Source organism: Sphingomonas zeicaulis, assembly GCF_050433225.1.
In the GTDB taxonomy this organism is placed as follows: Bacteria; Pseudomonadota; Alphaproteobacteria; order Sphingomonadales; family Sphingomonadaceae; genus Sphingomonas_D; species Sphingomonas_D zeicaulis.
The window spans coordinates 1-19888 of the sequence record NZ_JBNPXQ010000006.1 but is presented as its reverse complement, the minus strand read 5'-3'; the positions used below and the strand labels follow the sequence as shown (position 1 = coordinate 19888).

23 protein-coding genes are annotated in these 19888 nt (G+C 67.5%); 9 read left to right on the top strand and 14 right to left on the bottom strand.

The features are described 5' to 3' along the window. Positions 1 to 2: 2 nt before the first annotated feature. The 7 genes from FHS96_RS18675 to FHS96_RS18645 form a co-directional block, all read right to left on the bottom strand. Positions 3 to 2024, bottom strand: a complete 2022-nt coding sequence (locus FHS96_RS18675; protein WP_429595031.1) for a conjugal transfer protein TraG — start codon at positions 2022 to 2024, stop codon at positions 3 to 5. Positions 2025 to 2186: 162 nt separating this feature from the next. Further along, a complete protein-coding gene (gene rlxS, locus FHS96_RS18670; RefSeq protein WP_429595028.1) occupies positions 2187 to 4157 on the bottom strand; it encodes a relaxase/mobilization nuclease RlxS in 1971 nt (656 codons plus the stop codon). Between the two features lie 180 nt (positions 4158 to 4337). Next, complete coding sequence (locus tag FHS96_RS18665; protein ID WP_429595025.1) at positions 4338 to 4760, bottom strand: thermonuclease family protein; 423 nt, start codon at positions 4758 to 4760, stop codon at positions 4338 to 4340. 6 nt (positions 4761 to 4766) lie between these two features. After that, positions 4767 to 5414 (bottom strand): SOS response-associated peptidase, encoded by a 648-nt coding sequence (locus FHS96_RS18660; protein WP_429595946.1) that lies wholly within the window; start codon positions 5412 to 5414, stop codon positions 4767 to 4769. Between the two features lie 270 nt (positions 5415 to 5684). Continuing rightward, on the bottom strand, positions 5685 to 6713 hold the full coding sequence (locus tag FHS96_RS18655; protein ID WP_429595022.1) for an IS110 family RNA-guided transposase: 1029 nt from the start codon (positions 6711 to 6713) through the stop codon (positions 5685 to 5687). 90 nt (positions 6714 to 6803) lie between these two features. After that, positions 6804 to 7451, bottom strand: coding sequence for an SOS response-associated peptidase family protein (locus FHS96_RS18650; RefSeq protein ID WP_429595019.1), 648 nt, complete (start codon positions 7449 to 7451; stop codon positions 6804 to 6806). Positions 7452 to 7476: 25 nt separating this feature from the next. Further along, a complete protein-coding gene (locus FHS96_RS18645; RefSeq protein ID WP_429595016.1) occupies positions 7477 to 7758 on the bottom strand; it encodes a hypothetical protein in 282 nt (93 codons plus the stop codon). A 146-nt stretch (positions 7759 to 7904) separates the two neighbouring features. Between FHS96_RS18645 and FHS96_RS18640 the strand changes: the two genes are divergently transcribed. Beyond that, positions 7905 to 8354 (top strand): hypothetical protein, encoded by a 450-nt coding sequence (locus FHS96_RS18640; RefSeq protein WP_429595013.1) that lies wholly within the window; start codon positions 7905 to 7907, stop codon positions 8352 to 8354. Between the two features lie 100 nt (positions 8355 to 8454). Continuing rightward, the gene (locus FHS96_RS18635; protein ID WP_429595010.1) at positions 8455 to 9357 is read left to right on the top strand and encodes a HEPN domain-containing protein; all 903 of its coding nucleotides are present in this window, start codon (positions 8455 to 8457) and stop codon (positions 9355 to 9357) included. 419 nt (positions 9358 to 9776) lie between these two features. Here the strand turns inward: FHS96_RS18635 and FHS96_RS18630 are convergent, their stop codons facing one another. The 7 genes from FHS96_RS18630 to FHS96_RS18600 form a co-directional block, all read right to left on the bottom strand. Further along, on the bottom strand, positions 9777 to 10436 hold the full coding sequence (locus FHS96_RS18630) for a lytic transglycosylase domain-containing protein (RefSeq protein ID WP_429595007.1): 660 nt from the start codon (positions 10434 to 10436) through the stop codon (positions 9777 to 9779). After that, positions 10424 to 10999 carry a S26 family signal peptidase gene (locus FHS96_RS18625; RefSeq protein ID WP_429595005.1) on the bottom strand — a complete coding sequence of 192 codons (576 nt, stop codon included), beginning with the start codon at positions 10997 to 10999 and terminating at the stop codon, positions 10424 to 10426. Before FHS96_RS18625 ends, FHS96_RS18630 begins: the two co-directional genes overlap by 13 nt. Then, positions 10992 to 11228, bottom strand: coding sequence for a helix-turn-helix domain-containing protein (locus FHS96_RS18620; RefSeq protein WP_429595003.1), 237 nt, complete (start codon positions 11226 to 11228; stop codon positions 10992 to 10994). Before FHS96_RS18620 ends, FHS96_RS18625 begins: the two co-directional genes overlap by 8 nt. Positions 11229 to 11390: 162 nt before the next feature. After that, positions 11391 to 11714 carry a DUF736 domain-containing protein gene (locus FHS96_RS18615; RefSeq protein WP_429595000.1) on the bottom strand — a complete coding sequence of 108 codons (324 nt, stop codon included), beginning with the start codon at positions 11712 to 11714 and terminating at the stop codon, positions 11391 to 11393. A 939-nt stretch (positions 11715 to 12653) separates the two neighbouring features. After that, on the bottom strand, positions 12654 to 14411 hold the full coding sequence (locus tag FHS96_RS18610; protein ID WP_429594997.1) for a ParB/RepB/Spo0J family partition protein: 1758 nt from the start codon (positions 14409 to 14411) through the stop codon (positions 12654 to 12656). A gap of 91 nt (positions 14412 to 14502) precedes the next feature. Then, entirely contained in the window at positions 14503 to 14904 is a 402-nt protein-coding gene (locus tag FHS96_RS18605) for a DUF2958 domain-containing protein (RefSeq protein WP_429594994.1), read from the bottom strand. After that, complete coding sequence (locus FHS96_RS18600; RefSeq protein ID WP_429594992.1) at positions 14901 to 15881, bottom strand: ArdC family protein; 981 nt, start codon at positions 15879 to 15881, stop codon at positions 14901 to 14903. The genes FHS96_RS18605 and FHS96_RS18600 overlap by 4 nt, the downstream gene beginning before the upstream one ends. Positions 15882 to 16457: 576 nt before the next feature. On the opposite strand from FHS96_RS18600, the gene FHS96_RS18595 reads away from it, so the two are divergent. The 7 genes from FHS96_RS18595 (at position 16458) to FHS96_RS18565 (ending at position 19720) form a co-directional block, all read left to right on the top strand. Further along, the gene (locus FHS96_RS18595; protein ID WP_429594989.1) at positions 16458 to 16679 is read left to right on the top strand and encodes a hypothetical protein; all 222 of its coding nucleotides are present in this window, start codon (positions 16458 to 16460) and stop codon (positions 16677 to 16679) included. 139 nt (positions 16680 to 16818) lie between these two features. After that, entirely contained in the window at positions 16819 to 17187 is a 369-nt protein-coding gene (locus tag FHS96_RS18590; RefSeq protein ID WP_429594986.1) for a hypothetical protein, read from the top strand. Continuing rightward, positions 17178 to 17456 carry a hypothetical protein gene (locus FHS96_RS18585; RefSeq protein ID WP_429594983.1) on the top strand — a complete coding sequence of 93 codons (279 nt, stop codon included), beginning with the start codon at positions 17178 to 17180 and terminating at the stop codon, positions 17454 to 17456. Before FHS96_RS18590 ends, FHS96_RS18585 begins: the two co-directional genes overlap by 10 nt. Beyond that, on the top strand, positions 17440 to 17742 hold the full coding sequence (locus tag FHS96_RS18580; RefSeq protein WP_429594981.1) for a hypothetical protein: 303 nt from the start codon (positions 17440 to 17442) through the stop codon (positions 17740 to 17742). The genes FHS96_RS18585 and FHS96_RS18580 overlap by 17 nt, the downstream gene beginning before the upstream one ends. 235 nt (positions 17743 to 17977) lie before the next feature. Further along, on the top strand, positions 17978 to 18196 hold the full coding sequence (locus tag FHS96_RS18575; RefSeq protein ID WP_429594978.1) for a DUF1660 family phage protein: 219 nt from the start codon (positions 17978 to 17980) through the stop codon (positions 18194 to 18196). A gap of 216 nt (positions 18197 to 18412) precedes the next feature. Beyond that, complete coding sequence (locus FHS96_RS18570) at positions 18413 to 18553, top strand: hypothetical protein (protein ID WP_429594975.1); 141 nt, start codon at positions 18413 to 18415, stop codon at positions 18551 to 18553. 243 nt (positions 18554 to 18796) lie between these two features. Then, on the top strand, positions 18797 to 19720 hold the full coding sequence (locus FHS96_RS18565) for a HEPN domain-containing protein (protein WP_429594972.1): 924 nt from the start codon (positions 18797 to 18799) through the stop codon (positions 19718 to 19720). Positions 19721 to 19888 lie beyond the last annotated feature (168 nt).

The window sequence follows — 19888 nt, the reverse complement described above, 5'->3', positions numbered from 1 at the left end:
GTTCAAAGTCCCGGAAGGAGGTGCTGGTCGTCGCCCTGGTTGAGCGCATGGCCGCGCGCGATCGCACTGAGGCCGCGGACCCGGTCCATCGCGCGCTGGTCAGTCGCCTGGGCATCATCGTCATCGGCCATCGCTGGATCCGGCACCGGCTCGAGCGACGGCGGCGCAGCGTCTTCTCCGATCGTGGGGTGACGCTGCTGTTCCTGCCCGCCGTCCGCCGCGTCGCCATCGGCGTCGGCCACAGCATCGAGCCGGGCATCGTGGCCGGCCGCGCGGCCCGCCCAGTCATCGGCACGGGGTTCCGGGCGATCGGCATAGGCGCCATCGCCGAGCACCGGCGGCGGGAGCACCCGGCCGCGGAAATTGGCGTCCTCATAATAGCGCAGCTTGGCGGCGCGGATCGGTGCGAGGCCCGACACCAGCACGAGCTCATCCTTTGCGGGCAGCTGCATGACCTCGCCGGGTGTCAGCAGCGGCCGCGCGGTCTCCTGGCGGCTGACCATGACATGGGCGAGCCAGGGTGCGAGGCGATGACCGGCATAGTTGCGCATCGAGCGCTGCTCGGTCGCGGTGCCCAGGGCATCCGAGATGCGCTTGGCGGTGCGATCGTCGTTCGCCGCGAAGGCTACCCGGACGTGGCAATTGTCGAGGATCGCATTGTGCTCGCCATAGGCCTTGTCGATCTGGTTGAGCGACTGAGCGATCAGGAAGGCGCGGATGCCGTAGCCCGCCATGAAGGCGAGCGCGGTCTCGAAGAATTCGAGACGACCGAGTGCTGGAAACTCGTCGAGCATCATCAGCAGCGGGTGGCGGCCGGCCGGCCGGCCGGCGCCGTCGAGGCTCTCGGTCAGGCGCCGGCCGATCTGGTTGAGGATCATGCGGACGAGCGGCTTGGTGCGCGAGATGTCCGAAGGCGGGATGACGAGATAGAGCGACACCGGATGCCTGGCATCGACGAGGTCGGCGATCCGCCAGTCGCAGGACGCGGTGACGCGGGCGACGGTCGGATCGCGATAGAGGCCAAGGAACGACATCGCCGTCGAAAGCACGCCCGAGCGTTCGTTGGCCGACTTGTTGAGCACCTCGCGCGCGGCCGAGGCGACGACCGGGTGGACCAGCGGCGCCTCGGCGGTGCCGAGATGGTTGGTCGTCATCATCCGGCCGAGCGTCTCGGTGAAGCTGCGCTGCGGGTCCGACAGGAAGGTCGCGACGCGCGCCAGCGTCTTGTCGTCCTCGGCGTAGAGGATGTGAAGGATGGCGCCGACGAGCAATGCGTGGCTGGTCTTCTCCCAATGGTTGCGGCGTTCGAGCGCACCTTCGGGATCGACGAGGATGTCGGCGATGTTCTGGACGTCGCGCACCTCGTTGGCGCCGCGCCTGACTTCGAGTAGCGGATTGTAGCGCGCCGAGCGCGGATCGGTCGGATTGAACAGCAGGCAGTGCGAGAAACGCTGGCGCCAGCCGGCGGTCAGCTGCCAGTTCTCGCCCTTGATGTCATGGACGACGACCGAGCCGTTCCAGCCGAGCAGGCTCGGCACGACGAGGCCGACGCCCTTGCCGCTGCGCGTCGGGGCAAATGCCATGACATGCTCGGGGCCGTCATGCCGCAAATAGCGTCGTCCCAGCCGACCGAGGAAGACGCCGGCATCGCCATGCAGGCCAGCCGCAGCGATCTCGGCCGCGGTCGCCCAGCGCGCCGACCCATAGGTGGTGACATGGCTGGACTGGCGCGCCCGCCAGACCGAGCCGAAGATCGCCGCGCCGCAGCCGAGGAAGCCGCTTGCCGCGGCGAGCGTGCCCGCCTTGTCGAAGACGTCCGGCGCATAGGCGTCGAAATGATACCACCACCCGAACAGCGCGAGCGGCTGATAGACGCGCAGGCCGCCGACATGGAACCAGGGGCTGCCGAGTTGCGGCTGGTGGGCGAGCATCGCCGCTGCCCACTGGGTCGCGGCCCAGACGCCGAGGATCACGATCGCGAAGACGACCAGGATCTGGCCGATCAGCAGCTTGGTCGGTGTCATGGTCGAGGTCCCTTGGGGCGCAGCGCGCTGGCGCCGGCCTTCAGGTTCGGACAGTCTCTCAATCGCCGCGGTCAGGCGACTTCGCTCTCGCGGCAATCCACGGCAGTTCGCGGCGCGACGATCCACCGCGCCGGTGTGGACGCCGCTACTATGCGGGGACGCCTAGCTGATCGTCGGTCCCGGCCTCCCCTTGCCCAATGTCCAGTTGATGCCGCCGTCGCGCATCAGGCCCGAGACAGGCTTGCCAAGCTGCCGCTCCAGCACCGGGCGCCATGGCACCAGCGTGAACTCGCGCGACTGCTCGACGATCGCGAAGCGGCCGCTCGCGAGATCGACCGCACCGCGATAGGTGCCGGCAATGCGATCGCCGGAACGGGACGCGCGATAGGCGCGGCCGCTTTCCGCCGCCATCCTCGTGCCGGCGTCGCGCAGCTCGCGTTCCTGCAGGGCCGCCAGCGCCCCGGGCGCCGCGCGAAAGCCGGCGGCGCCCTCGACGGCGAGCGCCTGCGCCAGCAACCAGCGCCGTCGCTGCGCGAGCGCCTGCTCCACCGCCGCGCCGAAGCCGGAGGCGGCGCGCGGGAGGGCGCCAGGTGCCGCCAATTCCCGATCGAGCCACGTCGCCGCATTGGCGCCGGGCAATGCGGCGAGCGGACGATGCGACAGCACCTCCAGATCCACCGGCCGGTCGCGCAGCTGCCGGGCCTCGAAGGCGATCGCCTGATCGAGATGATCCGGTCCGATCGTCCACTTGCCATCGGGCCGCCGCTCGACCGTCGCCCCACCCCGCCGCAGCGCCTCGAGGCGGCGCTCATGGGTTTCGGCGAAGGCCTGCGTGGCGCTCGGATCATGCCGCAGATGCGCGTCGGCGTCGTAGATTCCGCCATTGGCCGCGGCGACCGCGGCGACGGTCCGGTCAACATCGCGCACCGCAGCGACCCGCGGGTCCAGCCGGACGATCGCATCGGACGGCATCGCATCGACGCCGTCGCCCTTGCCGATCTCGACATAGTGCGAGCGACCGTCCGTCCCGTCGACGATCAGATAATGGCGATCGGCATGTTCGTTGGCGAGACCGCGTTCGATCACGCGGCCGACGACCGGGCCGGCCGCGCCGCCGGCCGGATGGAGTTGCATGTCGACGGGCCGCTGCTCCGCGCGCGCATAGGCGCGCTGCATCGTGCGAATGATGTCGCCGCGCTCGCCCGCCTGCCGCAGCACCGCCTCCAGATCCTCCGCCAGGCGCCAGCGGCCGGCATCGAGCCGCTCGGCGAGCCCCATATGCTGGAGCTTCACCAGGCGCCCGGTGCGCACGCTGGCGGTGAAAGCGTCTCCGCCCGGCGTGACGATCCCGTCGTCGCCGGCACGGCCGACGAGCGAGCGATCGATGCTGGTGAAGCGCTCCTGGTCCACCTCGGCGCGCAGGCGGTCCTCGATCTCGCGATCCGTGCGCGGGCCGAGATCGAGCGCGACCAGTTCGGCGGCGCGCTCGCGAATGCCGTGGGACAGATAATCGCGGGCGATGACGAGGTCGTGTCCGCGGTCGTCCTTGCCGCGCAGCATGATGTGGGTGTGCGGATGGCCGGTGTTGTGATGATCGACCGCCACCCAGTCGAGGCGGGTACCGAGATCCGCCTCCATCTGCGCCATCAGGCGCCGGGTCAGAGGTTTCAGATCCTCATAGGCGGCGCCGTCCTCCGCGGAGACGATCAGCCGGAACTGATGCCGGTCCCCCGACGACCGCGCGAGGAACGCCTTGCCGTCGACGGCAACACCATCGGCTGAATAGAGCGCGCCCGGCTGTCCGTCGCGGGTGACGCCGTCGCGCTGGATGTAGCGCAGGTGCGCCGCGGCGCCCGCGGCCCCCTTGCCGGCAAGCTTCACCAGGCGCGTCTTGACCAGGACCCGACGTGCCCGGAAGGCTGCATGGCGATCGCGCGCCGACAGCAGCCTGCCGGCGCCGGCGCCCCGCCCCGCCCGGCTGCCACTGAACGCCGCCTTGCGCGCCACGCTGGATCGCCCGCTGCCGCGGGCAAGGTTGCTCGCGGCGAGGACGCGGTTGCGGAAGCGGAGGCGGCCGTCTCCCAGCGCGCGCATCCGGCCAAGCTCGGGCTCGAAAAAGTCGCCGTCGGACATGAGGCTGCTCCGCGCTGTACCCTGATGTTCGGTGCGCTCCCACCTCCCCTCCTGACTGACCTATTTTCGGGATGATTTCACCGGTGCCACCGCCGCATCAGGCGGGGATCGCGCCCGTTCGCCGGACGCCTCGTCATCCAGCGCGTCGTTGCGCTGAAAACCGGCGGAGCCGGCGGCGGCCTATCGGGGCTGCGCGCACACCTGACGGCCGCCATAGCGCGGCCAGCGCAGCGCATAGCCGCCGCGAACCATCGCGCAGGACAGATCGAGCGTGCCGCGGCGACACCAGGCGACGGTGCGGCCATAGCTGGTCCCGACAGGCGCGCAGCGCAGTGGCACCGGCCCGATCCGGATCGCTCCGTGCCGGGTCCGGCCGCGGGCGCCGCCGAGCAAGCTGACGAGATGATCGCGGGCCGCGGCGCCCGACGGCCGTGGGCAGGGCTGGCCGCGCCGGCAGCGATTGTCGATCTCGCGCGTGGCGATGCCGGCCAGCCTGATTTTGGTTCCGTCGGCACAGGTGATCGGCCCATCGCCGTCCCAGACGGAGACGGCGTTGCAGACGAACGATGGTTGGGCAGCGGCGGCCAGCGCGAAGAGCAGCATGAAATCCTAGGCGAAGAGCGGGCCGGCACCGCCAGCCGCGCGCGGCGCGTTCCACCGCTCGCTGGTCCGCGTGATGGCGATCAATTCATCGGGAAAGCAGCGCTGCTGCAATGCGACGAGATCCTCAAGGCTGCCATTGAGCCAGCGATCATATTCGTCCGGCAGCAGCAGCACCGGCATGCGATCGTGAATCGGACGGATCGCATCGTTGCAGTCGGTCATCGCGCCGGAATAGACCGGCCCCCATTCGGCGCTGTCTCGCCACAGACCGCCCCAGGCGAACATCGCGTGCCCCACGAGCGAGAACCAGGTCCGGGTCTTTGCGCCCTTCGCGCCCTCGGCTTCCGCGAACGCGGTGAGCGGGATGAGGCAGCGGCCTTGCGGCTTGCCCGCAAGCCCTGCCCACATCGGCTTGCGCAGGTCGGCGATGTTGTTGACCGGCCTCGGCTTGGAGTCCGGCTTCATGCCCTTGAGGCGCAGGGGGAAGCCCCAGGTCATCGACTGCATGACACGCGCGCCGCCCTCCTCGCGCACCACCATGCCGGTATAGCCCGGATAGACTTCACCCGCGCTGTTCGCGCGCAGCGGATTGGCGACGCCGAAATGGGCCGCGACCGCGTCGGCGCCGAGCCGCTCGGTGTAGAGATTGCAGATGTGGACGGCCCCCCGCTTGCAGTGAACGCACAGACTGTCTGACCTAATCGCTTGCTATCAGATGTCCGGCCTTTTTGCGCGAGGAAACCTCGCTGGCCAAGATGGTGTTCGCTACGCGCGCTCCAAACACACTGGCGACATCGGGAATGTCAGTGCAATCTTCGGAATGTCGCGCGTACCGACCGATAGGTCGTTTCCATCTGTTCGTTCGTGCAAGTCTCGTGGGCGATCCGGGTGCAGCCTCGCGGGCTTCCGGGCGCCGGTTTCAGATCAGGTCGGCGACAGCTCTGAGGGTCGGGTGTAAATTCCGCCCGATACCATCAGCCGCCAAGCGATCCTGGCAAACTTGTTGGCCAGCGCCACCGCGACAAGCTTCGGCGGCTTCCGCTCAATGAGCTTAGCCAGCCATGGCGATGGCTTCGTATGCCCTAGACGCACGTGCCGCAGCAGCGCTGTTGCCCCGACAATGAGCGTCGATCGGATCGATGGATCTCCGGCCTTGGTGATTCCGCCGAGCCTTGATCGACCGCCTGTCGAATGGTCTCGCGGGGTAAGACCCAGCCAGGCTGCGAAGTCACGTCCTGAGCCAAAGGCCTCTGCTGGCGGTGCTTTCATGCTCAGCATCGTCGAGCCGATAGGGCCAACTCCGGGAATGGTCGCGATGCGCCGGCTCAGTTCGTCGGCGCGGTGCCACTTCATGAGCTTCGCGTCGATCTCCGCTAGGCGCGCCTCGACCGCAGCGTACTCCTTGGCTTGGAAGTGAAACAGCTCGCGGGCCAGCTCCGGCAGCGTGTCATCTTCGAGGACGCGAGCGATCAGGCCGTTGACGTTCTGCCGGCCGGACGGGCCCACGATCCCGAACTCCGCCGCATAGCTTCGGAAAGCGTTGCTCAGCTGAGACTTCACCATAACCAGGCGCTCTCGCACGGTCATCAGCATGCAGGCCGCCTGACGATCCTCGGACTTCACAGGCACAAAGCGCATCGTCGGCCTGGTAACGGCCTCGCAGAGCGCTTCGGCGTCGGCCGCGTCGTTTTTGCCGCGCTTGACGTAGGGCTTCACGTACTGTGGCGGGATCAGCTTCACCTTGTGGCCGAAAGACTCCAGGAGGCGAGCCCAATAATGGGACCCGCCGCAAGACTCGATGGCGACAAGGGCGGGCGGAAGCTTCTCAAAGTAACGGATCATTTCGGCGCGCCGGAGCTGGCGCCGCAGAACTACAACCTCGTTCTCATCTACTCCGTGGAGCTGGAACACGGACTTAGCCGTGTCCATGCCAATACGCACTGGGGTGGCCATGTTGTTCTCCTCTCGACTGGTCGATTGACGCTGAGCATCATTAAACCGTTGGGATGAGAAGCCGTCCACACCAACACATCCGCCGCGCTCCTAAAGCAGGGCACCCTGGGTAGAAGGCAATCCTTCGCTGCGCCAGCGCGCGCTGGTGCGCTCGACCACCATGCGATTGCCCGGGATCGGCGTGCCGAACTGAAACGCGATGACATCCTGGATCGAGCCGTGCAGCCAGCGCTCATGGTCGGCGGGTATCAGCAGCAACGGCATGCGGTCGTTGGTCGGCGGGATGGCATCATTGGCATCCATCGTGAGCCCGGCATAGACCGGTCCGTCGTCGGTCATCCGCCAGATCCCCGCCCAGGCGATGATCGGATGGCCCGCGACGCTGAACCAAGTTCGCGTCATCTCGCCCGGCACGCCGTCGGGGTTGGCGAAGTGGGTGAGCGCGATCAGGCAGCGCTGGCGCGGTTCGACGATGACCGTATCCCACAACGGATTGGTGAGATCGGCGACGAGCCCGATACGCCCCGGAGGCTCGCCTTGTTCGCGCATCGCACGGGTGTGACGGGGAAAACCCCACGCCATGTTGCCGCATCGCCTGCCGCCACGATGCGCGATCACGACGACGCCCGGCGCGCCTTCGCTGGTGGACGTTGGAACCACTGTTCCCGCGGCGATCTCCGCATCGAAATACGCAGCGATCCGCTCCGGGCCGGCCATCAATGTGTGGAGACGTGACATTCAGTCTTCCGTGCGCGCCGAACAGTCAACGATGACGGCGCAGGGCCTGATGCCATTGCTGGAGCGACGGCATCGGCAGTTCATGCGTCGGCGCGTCACGCGAGGCGCTGACCCGCGGGCGCACGCGCTCGCCGCTCTGTTCCCGGCATTGCCGGCAATGAAAATGCCGACCGACCACGCGAAGGCCTCCGGGCCAGTGCCTGCGTTCGAACAGCCACCAGATGGCGTGCGGGTCATAGACCGCCACCCGTCGGCAGCGCGGGCATTCGAGTCGGATGGTGCGATGGCGGACCGCAGCGTCGAACATGCGGCCACCGGATTGGCGAGGTCACGCGCCACGAACCCGACGCCCCGATCACCGGAACGCGCGGTCGTGCAACGGCACGGCAGGAGGAATGCGACTCGCCATCATCTCACCTTGCCATGTTCCCACTATGTTCTCAACATGGGGGCATGAGGACGATTCGGGAGCAACTGATATTCAAGGCGCTGGTCGCGCTCGACGAGATTGCCGACAGCGCCCATGCGGCGCCGGTCGCACCGAGCTTTTCCATCCGGTTCCTGCTGGCCTTTCTCTACGCCGCCGGCGACGCCGACCGGCGCTGCTTCGATGAATATTGGAAGGCGATGCAGGATCCCCATGACGGACAGCCCGGCACGATGCCGGGCTATATTCGCGGCACGGCGCTGCGCGGCTGCATCACCTGCATGATCCGCGAACTGGGATTGCCGCTGACGCCCGAGTTCCACGCCAGCCTGGGCCATGCCCGGCGGCCCAGGGTCGAGCGGCTGGCGATCGAGGAAAAGGAGCGTCAACGGCGGGCGCGACGGGCGGCCGACGAGGCGGCGCAAGACGAAGCGCGCCGGCTGGACGCGGTTCGCAGGGCCCGGCAATCATCGTGATGCGATCCCGCTTGCTGCTGCACGCGACCGGCGTCGCGGTGCGCGATTGCCGCGGCGATAGTCCTTGCCATCTCCCGGCGGCGGCACCAAGGATTCCCCGATGAACAGCGACTTGAGCCAGCTGCCGCAGACGAAGCAGCGTGAAATCGCGCATGTCGTGCGCGTGCTGTTCGAGGAGTTCGACGCCGCGCATGCGCTGGGCACGCAGAAGTGGAAGAAGCAGGGCCGGATCCTCAAGCTGGTGCTGTACGGATCCTATGCACGCGGCGACTGGGTCCATGATCCCGTCGGCGGCTACAAGTCCGACTATGACATCCTGATCGTCGTCAACGATGAGCGGCTGGTCGATTTCGACTTCTGGTCGGCGGCGGGCGACCGGCTGCTGCGCGACGCGACGATCACCGGCACGCTCACCGCGCCGGTCAATTTCATCGTCCATTCGCTCACCGATGTGAACCAGCAGCTGGAGCGCGGTCGCCCCTTCTTCATCGACCTCGTTCGTGACGGCATTGCGCTGTACGACGCGGAGGGCTTCAACTTCGCTCAACCGCGCAACCTGCCGGCCGAGGAAGCTTTTGCCGAAGCGCAGGGATATTTCGACAAGTGGTTTCGAAGCGCGCAAGCCTTTCTCCGGATGGCGCAAACCGCAGCGGAGAATGACGACCGGAACGAAGCGGCATTCGTTCTGCATCAGGCCGCCGAGCGCCTCTATCATTGCACCCTGCTCACGCTCACGCTCTACAGCCCCAAGTCGCACAAGCTGAACTTCCTGCGCTCGCTGTGCGAGGACATCGCGCCCGAGCTGATCAGCGCCTGGCCGCGCAACGACAAATTCAGCCGGCGGTGCTTCGACCTGCTGCGCCAGGCCTATGTCAACACGCGCTATTCGCCGCAGTACATGATCGACGAGGACGAGCTGCACTGGATCGCTGCCAGGGTGGCCGACCTCCAGGCGCGCGTGCAGGAGATCTGCGCGCGTCATTTGGCAACGCAATCCGGCTGATCCGACAGCCGACTCTCGCGATTGATCCGGCAGCCGCTCAGCCATGCAATTGCGGCCGCACAACGCCGAGGTCGCCGCGGCGGGCGCGGCGTATAGGCCGAGGTATGAGCGAGTACCGGTCCGCCTTTCCAAACAACATACGGTGCCTGGGAATCCGCCAGTTTTCCGGGGCTTCGCGGCGCACCTGGCACCATCCCCATGCCGCTGGTGCCAATTCATCGACCGAAAAACGATGTGCAGACAGCAGCTTAAGGCAACAGGGGTGCCGCTGCTTTTATCTTGCCTTACCTTTCTTCTGCCTCCCCAGTCTCCAGCGCCCCACCTCCCTTAACCTACATCAACCCTCCCCATACCCTTCATCCGATGGGCGCGATGTCGGCCGGGCGGTTTCAACAGACGACGCGAGCCGTCTTTCGCGCTCAATTCAAGGGGTCAGGAGCAGCGTCGTCACGCGCTGGCTGCACCGGCCGGCGGATTGCGAACAGAGGATCGAGCAGCGGCCCGTCTCCCGGCTTTTCCAAGGCCGCTCGCGCCGCCCCGACACCCGGAATAAGCACTGGCGCTGCTTCAAGCGACTGGTCGTCCCCAGGCAGATTCTGCCCCGCACGATCGTGTCCGCCAACGATGCTTTCCACATAGGCGCGGGTCTCCGCCGGGAGCGGCCGGCCACGATCCAGATGCTGGCGATAGCGTCCCGGGCCCGCATTATAGGCCGCGAAAAGTCCGGGATAGCCGAACTGGTCGTACATCATCCTGAGATAGGCCGTGCCGGCCAATATGTTGTCGCGCGGATCATATGGATCGGGCCCAAGCCGGAGCCGGGTCCGCATCGATCGCCACGTCCCCGGCATCAACTGCATCAGTCCCATCGCCCCCTTGGCACTGGTGATCGGCCGTCCGCGCAGCGCCGTCCGTCCGCCACTTTCGGCCTGGATCACCTGCCGGATCCAGCGTTCGGGCATGTCGAACCGGCGCGCGGCCTCGCTGACATATGGCGCCCAGTCCTGCGCGCCCGCGGGCGTTGCCGTGACGAGCGCGGCGAGCGCGAGGGCAAACCGCGGGCCGTTCAGCGCGCCCATATCAGCCTCGCGCGGCCGACCACCAGACGCGCGCTGGTCGGCCCGAAATAGCGTCCGTCGAAGCTGTCCGGCGCGTCAATCAGGAGCAGCACTTCATCCACCGCCAGCGTTCGGCAGCCCGTCCACCACGGCATCCACCGGCCGGACGGATCCTTGGCCCGGCGCCGTGCGCGCGCCGTACCATTGACCGAGAGGTCGGCGCCAACGGCACAGATCCGGTCGCCGGCAACCGCCGCCACGCGTTTCACGACCGGCACATTGGCGGGCAGATAGCGCCGCCGCGCAGCGAGCGCGCGCGCCGCATCGGGCAGCCGCGCGACGACCATGTCGCCGGCGCGCGCCGGTCCCGGCGAGACCAGATAGAGCCCTTGCGGCGCGCTCGCGCTGGCGTTCCAGACGAACCGCGGCGTCGGCGGCGCGGCGACAGTCGCGAGCAGCGCCGCGCCGCCGACGGCGATCATGGTCGCAAGCGCGACCCGCCGCCGACGACCGAGCCGGCCCCGCGGCAGTGGTCGCCGGTCGGCCGCCAGCCGGGGCCTTTCCATTTGGCGCCGCTCAGTCATCGCCCCCCTCCCCGGCTTCGTGACGGGTCGACCAGGCGTCGATATCGTCGATGTGATAGCGGACATGGCGGAAGTGGCGGCGGTACGGCGGACCGCTGCCGCGGCTGCGATGTTCCTGCAAGGTGCGCACCGAAACGCCGAGATAATGCGCCGCCTGCTCGGGACTGAGGAACGGCGATCCGCGCGCGGCACGCTTGGCGCGGGCGACCGCCTCGTCATCCTTGGTCATGTTCTGCCTCCTGCGCCGGCCAGCGGCACCGCGCCGCGACCGGTGGCGACGGGCTAGGCGGCGCACGCGGTGCGAGGCAGGGTCGCAATCGGGGGCGGTCGTTTTCGACTCCCCTCCACGCGCGGTGCCGCCCGCGCCGGTCGGCGCGGGCGGCGGGCCGGTTCAGTCGGCCGGGTTCCAGATGATCGCGAAGACGGCGTCATCGTCCTGCCCCGCGGCGCGGCCGAGATTGGCGTAGAGCCGCCGCGGCCCGAATTCGGGCGCCGCGATCACGAGCGACACATAGTCGCGTCCCGAGGCTTCGCCGGTGCGGATCCAGGCGGCGCCGACCTCGACGCCGTTCGCCGCGACCCGGTAGTCGGGCTGCGCATCGTTCGCCTTCGAGCGGTTGGGCAGGATCTCGATCTCGGCGCGGATCGAGAGGGTCTTGAGCTGGCCGGTGAACGCGCCGTTGTCCTGGCGGGTGACGTAACCGATGGCAGGCATGTGACTTCTCCTTGGGTGCTCGCCCGAACCTGTTCCGGGCGATGGGCCGACCGTCGGACCGGTTCGAGCACCCCCATGAACCGCAGGCCGCAACGACAGTGGAGGACCAGCGCCCGGCGGCTATTTGCAGCGCAGCGACCGCGAGGAGCCCGGCACCGGCCGGGCGGGGAAATAGCTGCAGGGGCGATGGTTTCATGGGGGTGCGACCGGTCCAGGTCCTGGCCCTTCAGCTCCGGACAGGGCGTGCGCCACACCGGAGGCGGCACAGTCCACTCGGTTGCGTCACCCGCCAGAAAAAGCGGCCTCGCCGGCAGGCCGAGACCCTCTCGCCCGGCGCGCGAAGCGCGAGCCAACCGTCGAGGCGACCACGCGGCACGCGCGACCGCTGGACGCGCCAATGTTATCGAACTTGGCGGCGGCGTGGATGCGCATCGATGTGGATCGAGGTGCGCGTCTGCCGTCGAACGTCGCGCGGCCGGTGGGATGGCGCGGCCATCTCAGCCATTCGCGACGCGAGCGGCAGGACGCCCATCACGCCCTCCGTGATGGTCTGTTCCAGCCGGTCCAGGCCCCTGCCACTCGCGCCGATCAGCGCGGGCGGCAGCCTTCACATCGTGGACACAGGCAGCGATCGCGCACGACACCTTTCGCAGCGCTGGCGAGACGGTCCATCGGCGACGGCTGGCAATGCGCCAGCGCATCATTGACCGCCGCAATTGCCGCCGCTGCATCCCGTTCGCCATGCCGTCGGCATGGCGATGACGGGTCGGAACGGCCCGTGCCGCCCTCCGCCGCATGCCCACGGCATGCGGCGGAGGGCGGCCGCGATTTTCCGGTCCCAGTCGTGCGTCATCCCCCCTCGCCGCACTGCCCAAACGCACCGTAACGAACCCACCCGCCATAAGGCGGGCGCCGCCACTGCGACGCCCGCCGGGTGGATCACGCCGCCAGCCGCTGGTCGTCCGGCATCTCCAAATCGTCGACCGGATCACCTCCCTCCGATCGCGCCACGGTATGCCGCGCCACCGCGTTCACACCACCGCGATCGGTATAAGCGCCCGCCGGAAAACGCAGCCAGCGCGGCACCCAGCCCTCGACCTTTGGACGCCCGCCGGTGCCGGCCAGATGATCCGCGATCAGCTGCCGCAGCACGGCCGTCTTGGCGTCGGCATGCGCCGATGCCACGCCATCACCGGCCAATTCACCGAGTAGTGCGAGCAGCACCGCGCGGTCACGAACGAGGCCCGGCAAGGCCGCATCGCCCTGCCACCAGTCGGTCATGTCGATGCCGAGATGCAGCCCGACGGCACCGACTGCGACGCTGCCGCTCGCCAGCGTCTCGCCCATCACCACCGCGATCAGGTCGAGGATCGCGCGATCGGGCAGGCCAAGCAGCCGTTCGAAGAGGGTCGCGAGATCGTCCGATGCGACGCCGCCGGTCAACCGGTCATGGTCGGCGTCCAGCCCGAGCAGCTGGCCCCCAGCCTGCCGGCGCTCGGCAAAGCGCGCCTCCGCCGGGCAGGCGGCGAGGCTCGCCGCGACCGCATCGTTGCGGGCCGTCTGCGGCTCGACCGCGACCCGCCAGAGGTGCGATCCGGCGATCGCATGCGCCACCATCAGGCACAGGGCGACGCGCGGATGGTCGGTCAGTTCGGCACGCACGGCGGCGTGGCGGTGGAGGTCGATATAGGTGTCGAGGGTGGCGGTGACTTCGGGACGACGGACTTGCTCCGCCGGTTCCGGCGCCTCTCCGGCCTCCCGCCGCGCCGCCTCGCGGCGGGTGAGATAACCCTCGTGGAACACCACCGCGCCGTCCTGCCCGACATCGATATAGACCCGCCCGCCCTTGCGCTTGGGCATCTTCTGGTGCTCCCAATGCTGGAACCAGTCGCCCGGCGGGACGATGACGACATCCTGCCAGCCCGCCTCCAGATAGGCCGAGCGACGCGCCTCGATCGTGGCGTTCTGCGCCTGCCAGAAGCGATCCGCGTCGGTGAAATAGCGATCCTCGCCGAACAGGTCGGCGACGGTCTCGCAACCGGCCTCGGCAGGGTCGAACAGGGCATGGCGCGCGGCGATCGCCGGTCCACCGAACAGCCATGCCTTGACCCGGTTGCCGGTCGGGCAGGACTGGTCGGGATCATCGTAGAGTGCCAGCCATTCGCGCTGGCGCGGCCTGCTGGCGAGGGTCAGGTGGCGGATGGTCGCGGCATCGATTGCCTCGCGCTGGTAGAGCGAGCGGATGCGCGGCAGCAGATTGCCGAGCGCGAGGATGCGGCGGACTTGCGGTTCGCCCATCCCGAAGATCGCGGCGATGTCTTCCACCGTCCGGCCGCCGCGCACGAGCCGCGCGAAGGCGGTCCAGCAGGTCACCTCGTCGGCATCGCTGCGCGCGAGATTCTCGATCATCGATGCCTCGACCGCATCGACATCGTCGGTCTCGTCGAGGATCGCGCAGGGCAGCGGCGGGAAGGCGCCGCGTTCCTCGGCGACGGCGCGCGCGGCGAACAGCCGGCGGCGTCCGGCGACCACCTCGAACAGACCGGGCGCCTCGCCGGGCCGCACGAGCAGGGTGGTCAATATGCCGCGCCGCGCGACCGAGGGCAGCAGGTTGGCGATGTCGGGCGCCTTGCGCGCCGCGCGCATGTTGGCGCGGGAGTCGGTCAGGCTGGCAAGCGGGATATGGTCGAGTTTCATCGTTACGTCTCCTTGGGGAAAGGCGCCGCGCATCCCTGCGAAAGAACCGATGCGCGGCGCTTGGGAATGGGCGGCCAACCGGCCGCCCGGATCATCCGCGCGAACGCGGAAACCGCGGCGCAGACAGCAGGCGTGCCGCGTCGAGGATCGAGCCCGCGCGGCGGGCGGCATCCGCCCAGTCCGACAAGGGGTGGTCGGTGGAAAAGGCTATATCGCGCTCGATGCCGAGCCCGAACGGCAGCCGTAGGCCAAGGATTTCGCGCAGGCTGAAAGAACCGAGTTCCGGGCAGCCGAAGCCGAGATCGGCAAGCCCGAACAGGGTGTCGCCATCCAGCGCCAGTTCGGTGGCGAGCCATGTCGCGGCCCCAAGCGGATTGAACAGCCTGAGTATCGGCACCGGGTCGGGTTCGCTCAGCCCGCGTGCCATGGCGGCAAGGCGAAGCCCGTCATTGGCGCGCAGCGCGTCGCGGATCGCGGGGGGCAGGATGATCATGCCGCCGCCCTCCCCTCGCCCGCCGCGTCATCGACAGCGGCATTGGCATCGGCATGGCGGCCAAGCAGGAAATCGGCGGCCTTGCTGGCGGCGCTGGCGGCACGAAAGATCGCACGATTGTCCTCGCGCAGCACCTCGAGCCAGCAGGCGAGATAATCGGCATGGCGGACGGTGGGGACGATGCCGAGCGCGGCGCACAGGAAGGCGGAACCCATCTCCGCGATCAGTTCCTCGCGGGCATAGAGCTTGCTGCCGAACCCGCCCGAAAAGTCGCGCGCGAGCCGCGAGCCATGGCCCGTCCAGTGGGTCAGTTCGTGGAGGCAGGTGCGGTAATAGTTGATCTGTTCGAAGAAAGCCGGCTGCGGCGGCACCTGCACGAAATCGGCGGACGGCACATAGAATGCCTTGTCGCCACCGATCCGGAAATCCGCGCCCGATGCCGCAATCAGCGCCTCGGCAACCGGCACGATCTCGCGTTCCGGCAGCGGCACCGGATCCGGCGCCAGCCCCGGCCTCAGCCCCTCGCATTGCGCCACGTTGAAGACGGTGAAACGCTTGAGGAACGGCACCGCGCGGGCATCCTCATCCGCGCGCGCCGCCCGCTCGACCTCGCCTTTGGGGATGAAGCGATCGGCATAGACGACGGTCACGCCGCGCTCGCCCTTGCGGACGGACCCGCCCGCCTCCTGTGCCTGCCGGAAAGTCAGCCAGCCTTGCGACGGGTGGCCATGCTCAATGGCGGCACCCCACAGCAGCAACACGTTGACGCCACTGTAGCAGCGCCCGGTCAGCGCGTTGCGCGGCAGCCCCGGGGCCGCAGCGCCAGCCTTCCCCCATGGCTGCGCCCAAGGGAAGCGCCCTGCCTCCAGTTCGCCGACGATCTTCGCGGTCACCTCGTCATAAAGACTGATGCGCGAGGGCTCACCCTGTGCCTTGCCGACCTGATCGCGGGTATGACGGCGGGAATTCCTGATCATGTCCTGACCTCCTCTGCTGCCCTCACCAACAGGCCTTCCCCGGAAGCGGGGGTGGGCGGCGAAGAGTGACCGGAAAGGCCCGCCTCCAGCGGGGGCCCGCACCCAAGGCGTCAGCCGCCGGGGCGCAACGCAGTGGAGCAGCCGCAAGGCTTGCGGGCCGCCGTGGCGGGCCTAGTAGGGAGCGACGCCCGCACCCGCCAGACGGGAAAGGCCATCAGAAAACGCCGCGGCAAAGCCGCGCCATCGCAACCGGCAAAGCCGGTTCATCCGCCAGCGATCGTCACCTCTGGCCGAGACCCGCCAGGGGCTCGGTGCGCAGGCTTGCCGGAGCATAGAGCGCGGCGCCGCAGGCGGGCGGCGGTTGTCCCCTTAAAGATTTCGTCATCGCAACCGCGCACCCGGCCCGACGACGATCGCCACTGCGGAAAAACGCGCCATCGCCCAAACTGTAAATTTTCTTGAGCCGCCGCGCTGGCTTCTGGCATAGATCCGGAGCACTGGCCGAAGCGCAGCAATCGCGTCCCGGCGGCGGACACACGCATGCAAAACCGCGCGGGGCCGGCAAAGGAGCCGATGATGACCGATGAGCCGTTCGTCTACCGTGGCCTCGATCCGGACACGGTGATCTCGAAGGCAGACGCCCACAGGCTGGCCTTGAAGCTGATCGACGAGATCGCCGAGCCAGAGCCCTATATGCAGGCCTTGCTCAAGGCGACGGCGGGCGGCGTGCCTGAGATGCATGCGATGTGGAAGGGCGTCGACCGTGCACTCAGTGAAATTCGCCCGCGACCGCACTGACCTCAGCCTCAACCCTAGCGCACCCGCGATACCACCGCCGCCGATCGACGATGGCGATGCCACGCCAGCGCGGACTCGACGCAGGAACAAATAGCGAACATACTCGCACCATGTTCACGAGTCGGCAGGGTTGATGGCCATGAAGGCAGATCTCTTCGCACACGAGACGCGCTCCCCGCGGACGCTGGTTTATGGCGCGCCCACCGGCTTGACCGAAGCCGCGCCGGCGATCGAGCGGACGCCGGCCCCTGAAGGCGCGCCGCGCATGATGCCACCCGCCAACCCGCCCGCCGCGCCGCCGCCATCGCTGCCGTTCGGAAACTGGCTGCTCGGCCAGCACGGCCGGAGCGACTGGATCGGCGATCTCGCCAGGGCCGCGAAGGCGGACCGCGCATTCCCGAAAGCCGGAGATGCGGACGCCGCCCGGCATCGGCTGTCGGCGATGGGCGCCGAGGCGGACATGTTCGAAGCGCTCGAGGCCGCGGAGATCGAATGGCTATGCTTCTGACCCAGCTCGAATTCACGTGGGGCCGTGACGCTGCCGCGCCCGGCGGCTATGCCGAGGCCGACATACGGGCGATGGCGATCGGCCTCAGCGAATTGAACGGCCCGCACACGGCAGGCCGAGTGGCCGAGATGGCCGACGCCGCGCACGCCGCGGGCCTGCAGGATGCCGGTGCCTTGTGGACGGCGATCGCGGCCTGCCTGGCCGACATTGACGGCAAAGGCACGGCCACGCCGATGCAGACAGGAGCACGAGATGCCGAAGCCCACTGACCAGCAATATTTCGATCAGCTGCAGAAGAGCTTCCATGCAGCGATGGCCAACGCCGGCGGGGCCGAACGTTTCGAGCCGCAGCCGGGCGGAACCCTCGGCGCTGCAATGGACGTGCGCCCGCATCTCATCGTCCGCGCGCTGACCTGGGTGATGGCGATGACGATCGCGCAATATGCCGAAGGCGATGAGCGGCGGCGCGACGTCGAGGATCAGCACCGGCTCCTCGACGAATTCATCGCGATCGCGGACAGGAAGCTGGCAGCCTTCCGCGCGGGCGCGTCCTGACCGACCCGCCGGCCGTGCCGCCATCCAGCACGCGGGCGGTCCCAGCCCAAGCAGCAAAGGGGGCCAGACAGCCGGCGCAGCAAAGGAAGCGCGGCCACCTGAGCATCGCCGAAAGCGATCCATGCGCGCTATCGGTAGCCAGTTGCCAGATCGTTGAACTGATTACCCTTTTGTCATTTGACGGATATGCCGCCCCCATTATGCCTCGACCTTCGTCGGAGATGGGGATCGCCGGATGTCGCTGAGATGCAGGATATTTGGCCATGACGCCGATCGCGGCGGCGCGCGTCACGATGACCAGGACTATTGGACCCGTTGCCGCCGCTGCGGCACCGAGCTCATCCGCGACATCGACGGCTGGCGCAAGCCGACCGAGCGCGAAACGCTGGACCAGGCGTTTCATCTTGCCGCGCAGGAGGCCAGCCGCGTTAATCGCGAACCGCGACGCCTATGATCGGCGCCCGGTGTCAAACATCAGGGAAAAAAGCCGCCCAGACCAACGCGCTTTATGGAAAGGCACAATCTTTCCCGCCATGGCTGGTTTGGTACCAACCGCCTTTTTGCGAGTGCACCCCTGAACATCGCTGACACCTGCCGCCTGCTTGATCCTCTCGCACCCTTGCCAGCCACGCCGCTGTCGGATTGGGAGATCCTGGCGGTCGCGAGCAGGATGGTGCAGCGCGTGGACTGCGACCAGTTCATTGCGGAGCGCGTGACGCTTCTCGCGCTGATCGACGATGCCGCAGGCGTTGCGACATGGCGGGCGATCTCGCTGAAGGTCGGCGCGATCCGTGATGCCGCCGCCGTTTAAGACGGGGGTTCGCCCACGACGGCGAACGACCCAGGTGGGGCGAACATAATCGCGACCGGCCGATCCTGCCTGCATTACCGCTCCCTTGATGATCGCCCTCCCCGACCACCCGCGGTCTGCGCAATCCGCCAGCGCCGTCGATCACGCCCCCAGATCCGCTATCCGACCGGCGCCTCGAACAAAAGGAATACAAGATCACCTCAGCAGGTGGCACGGGTAATCGAGATCGGCTAAACGATGCCTATGCGATCCGAGCTCGACCATCTGCCGGCACATAAGCAACGCGAGCTTCAGCGCGTGGTCCAGATCATCTTCGAAGAATTCGAAGATGCCTTCGCCCTCTCGCGCCATGAGTGGAAGAAGAAGGGACGGATCGAAAAGATTATCCTTTACGGAAGTTATGCGCGCGGCGGCTGGGTGGACGAACCGCATACCGCCAAAGGATACAAGTCCGACTATGATCTGCTGATCATCGTCAACGACAAGCGCCTGACCGATCATATCAAATACTGGGCGAAGCTCGAAGACCGGCTGATCCGCGAATATGGGATCACAGGCACCATCAGAACGCCCGTGAACTTCATCGTCCACACGCTGCAGGAGGTGAACGACGGCCTGGCGCACGGCCGCTACTTCTTCATGGACGTCCGACAGGATGGCATCGCGCTGTATGAGTATGAAGACAGCGATCTTCTGGAGCCGAAGCCGAAGACGCCGGAGCAAGCGCTGGCCCTTGCCGAGGAGTATTTTGCGGAGTGGTTCCCCGCCGCCGCGGGTATGCTTGAGACCGCCCTTTTCAGTGAGCACCAGGGACGATTAAAAGATTCAGCCTTCCTGATGCATCAGGCGACAGAACGCCTGTACCACTGTGTCTTACTGGTTTCGACCTTCTACACCCCGCATGTACATAACCTTGTATTTCTGAGAACGCAGGCGGAGCGACTTGATAGGCGCCTTGTTGAGGTATGGCCTCGCGAACGTAAGGCAGATCGCGCACTTTTCGAGAAGCTGAAGGACGCATATGTGAAGGCGCGCTATTCTAAGCACTACCGGATCACCGTAGAGCAGTTGACATGGCTCGCCAGCCGCGTGGAGGAACTGGGTCAGGTGGTTCACGTAATTTGCACGGAACGCGTAAATGCGCTCAAGAGTTCGGCCGCCGCTTAACCCCTTTTGCCGGTTCCAAATCTTGGAATTGGGCCCCTAAGGCAGTTGGCCTGTCAAGCGGCCGCTTCCGACCGATGTCGTTGAAAAAGTCGCTTCTCGGCCGATGCGGCCGGAAATGATTGAAGCGGACGGGCGGAGGTGCCGAGGCTCATGTCACCACCGTCTGCC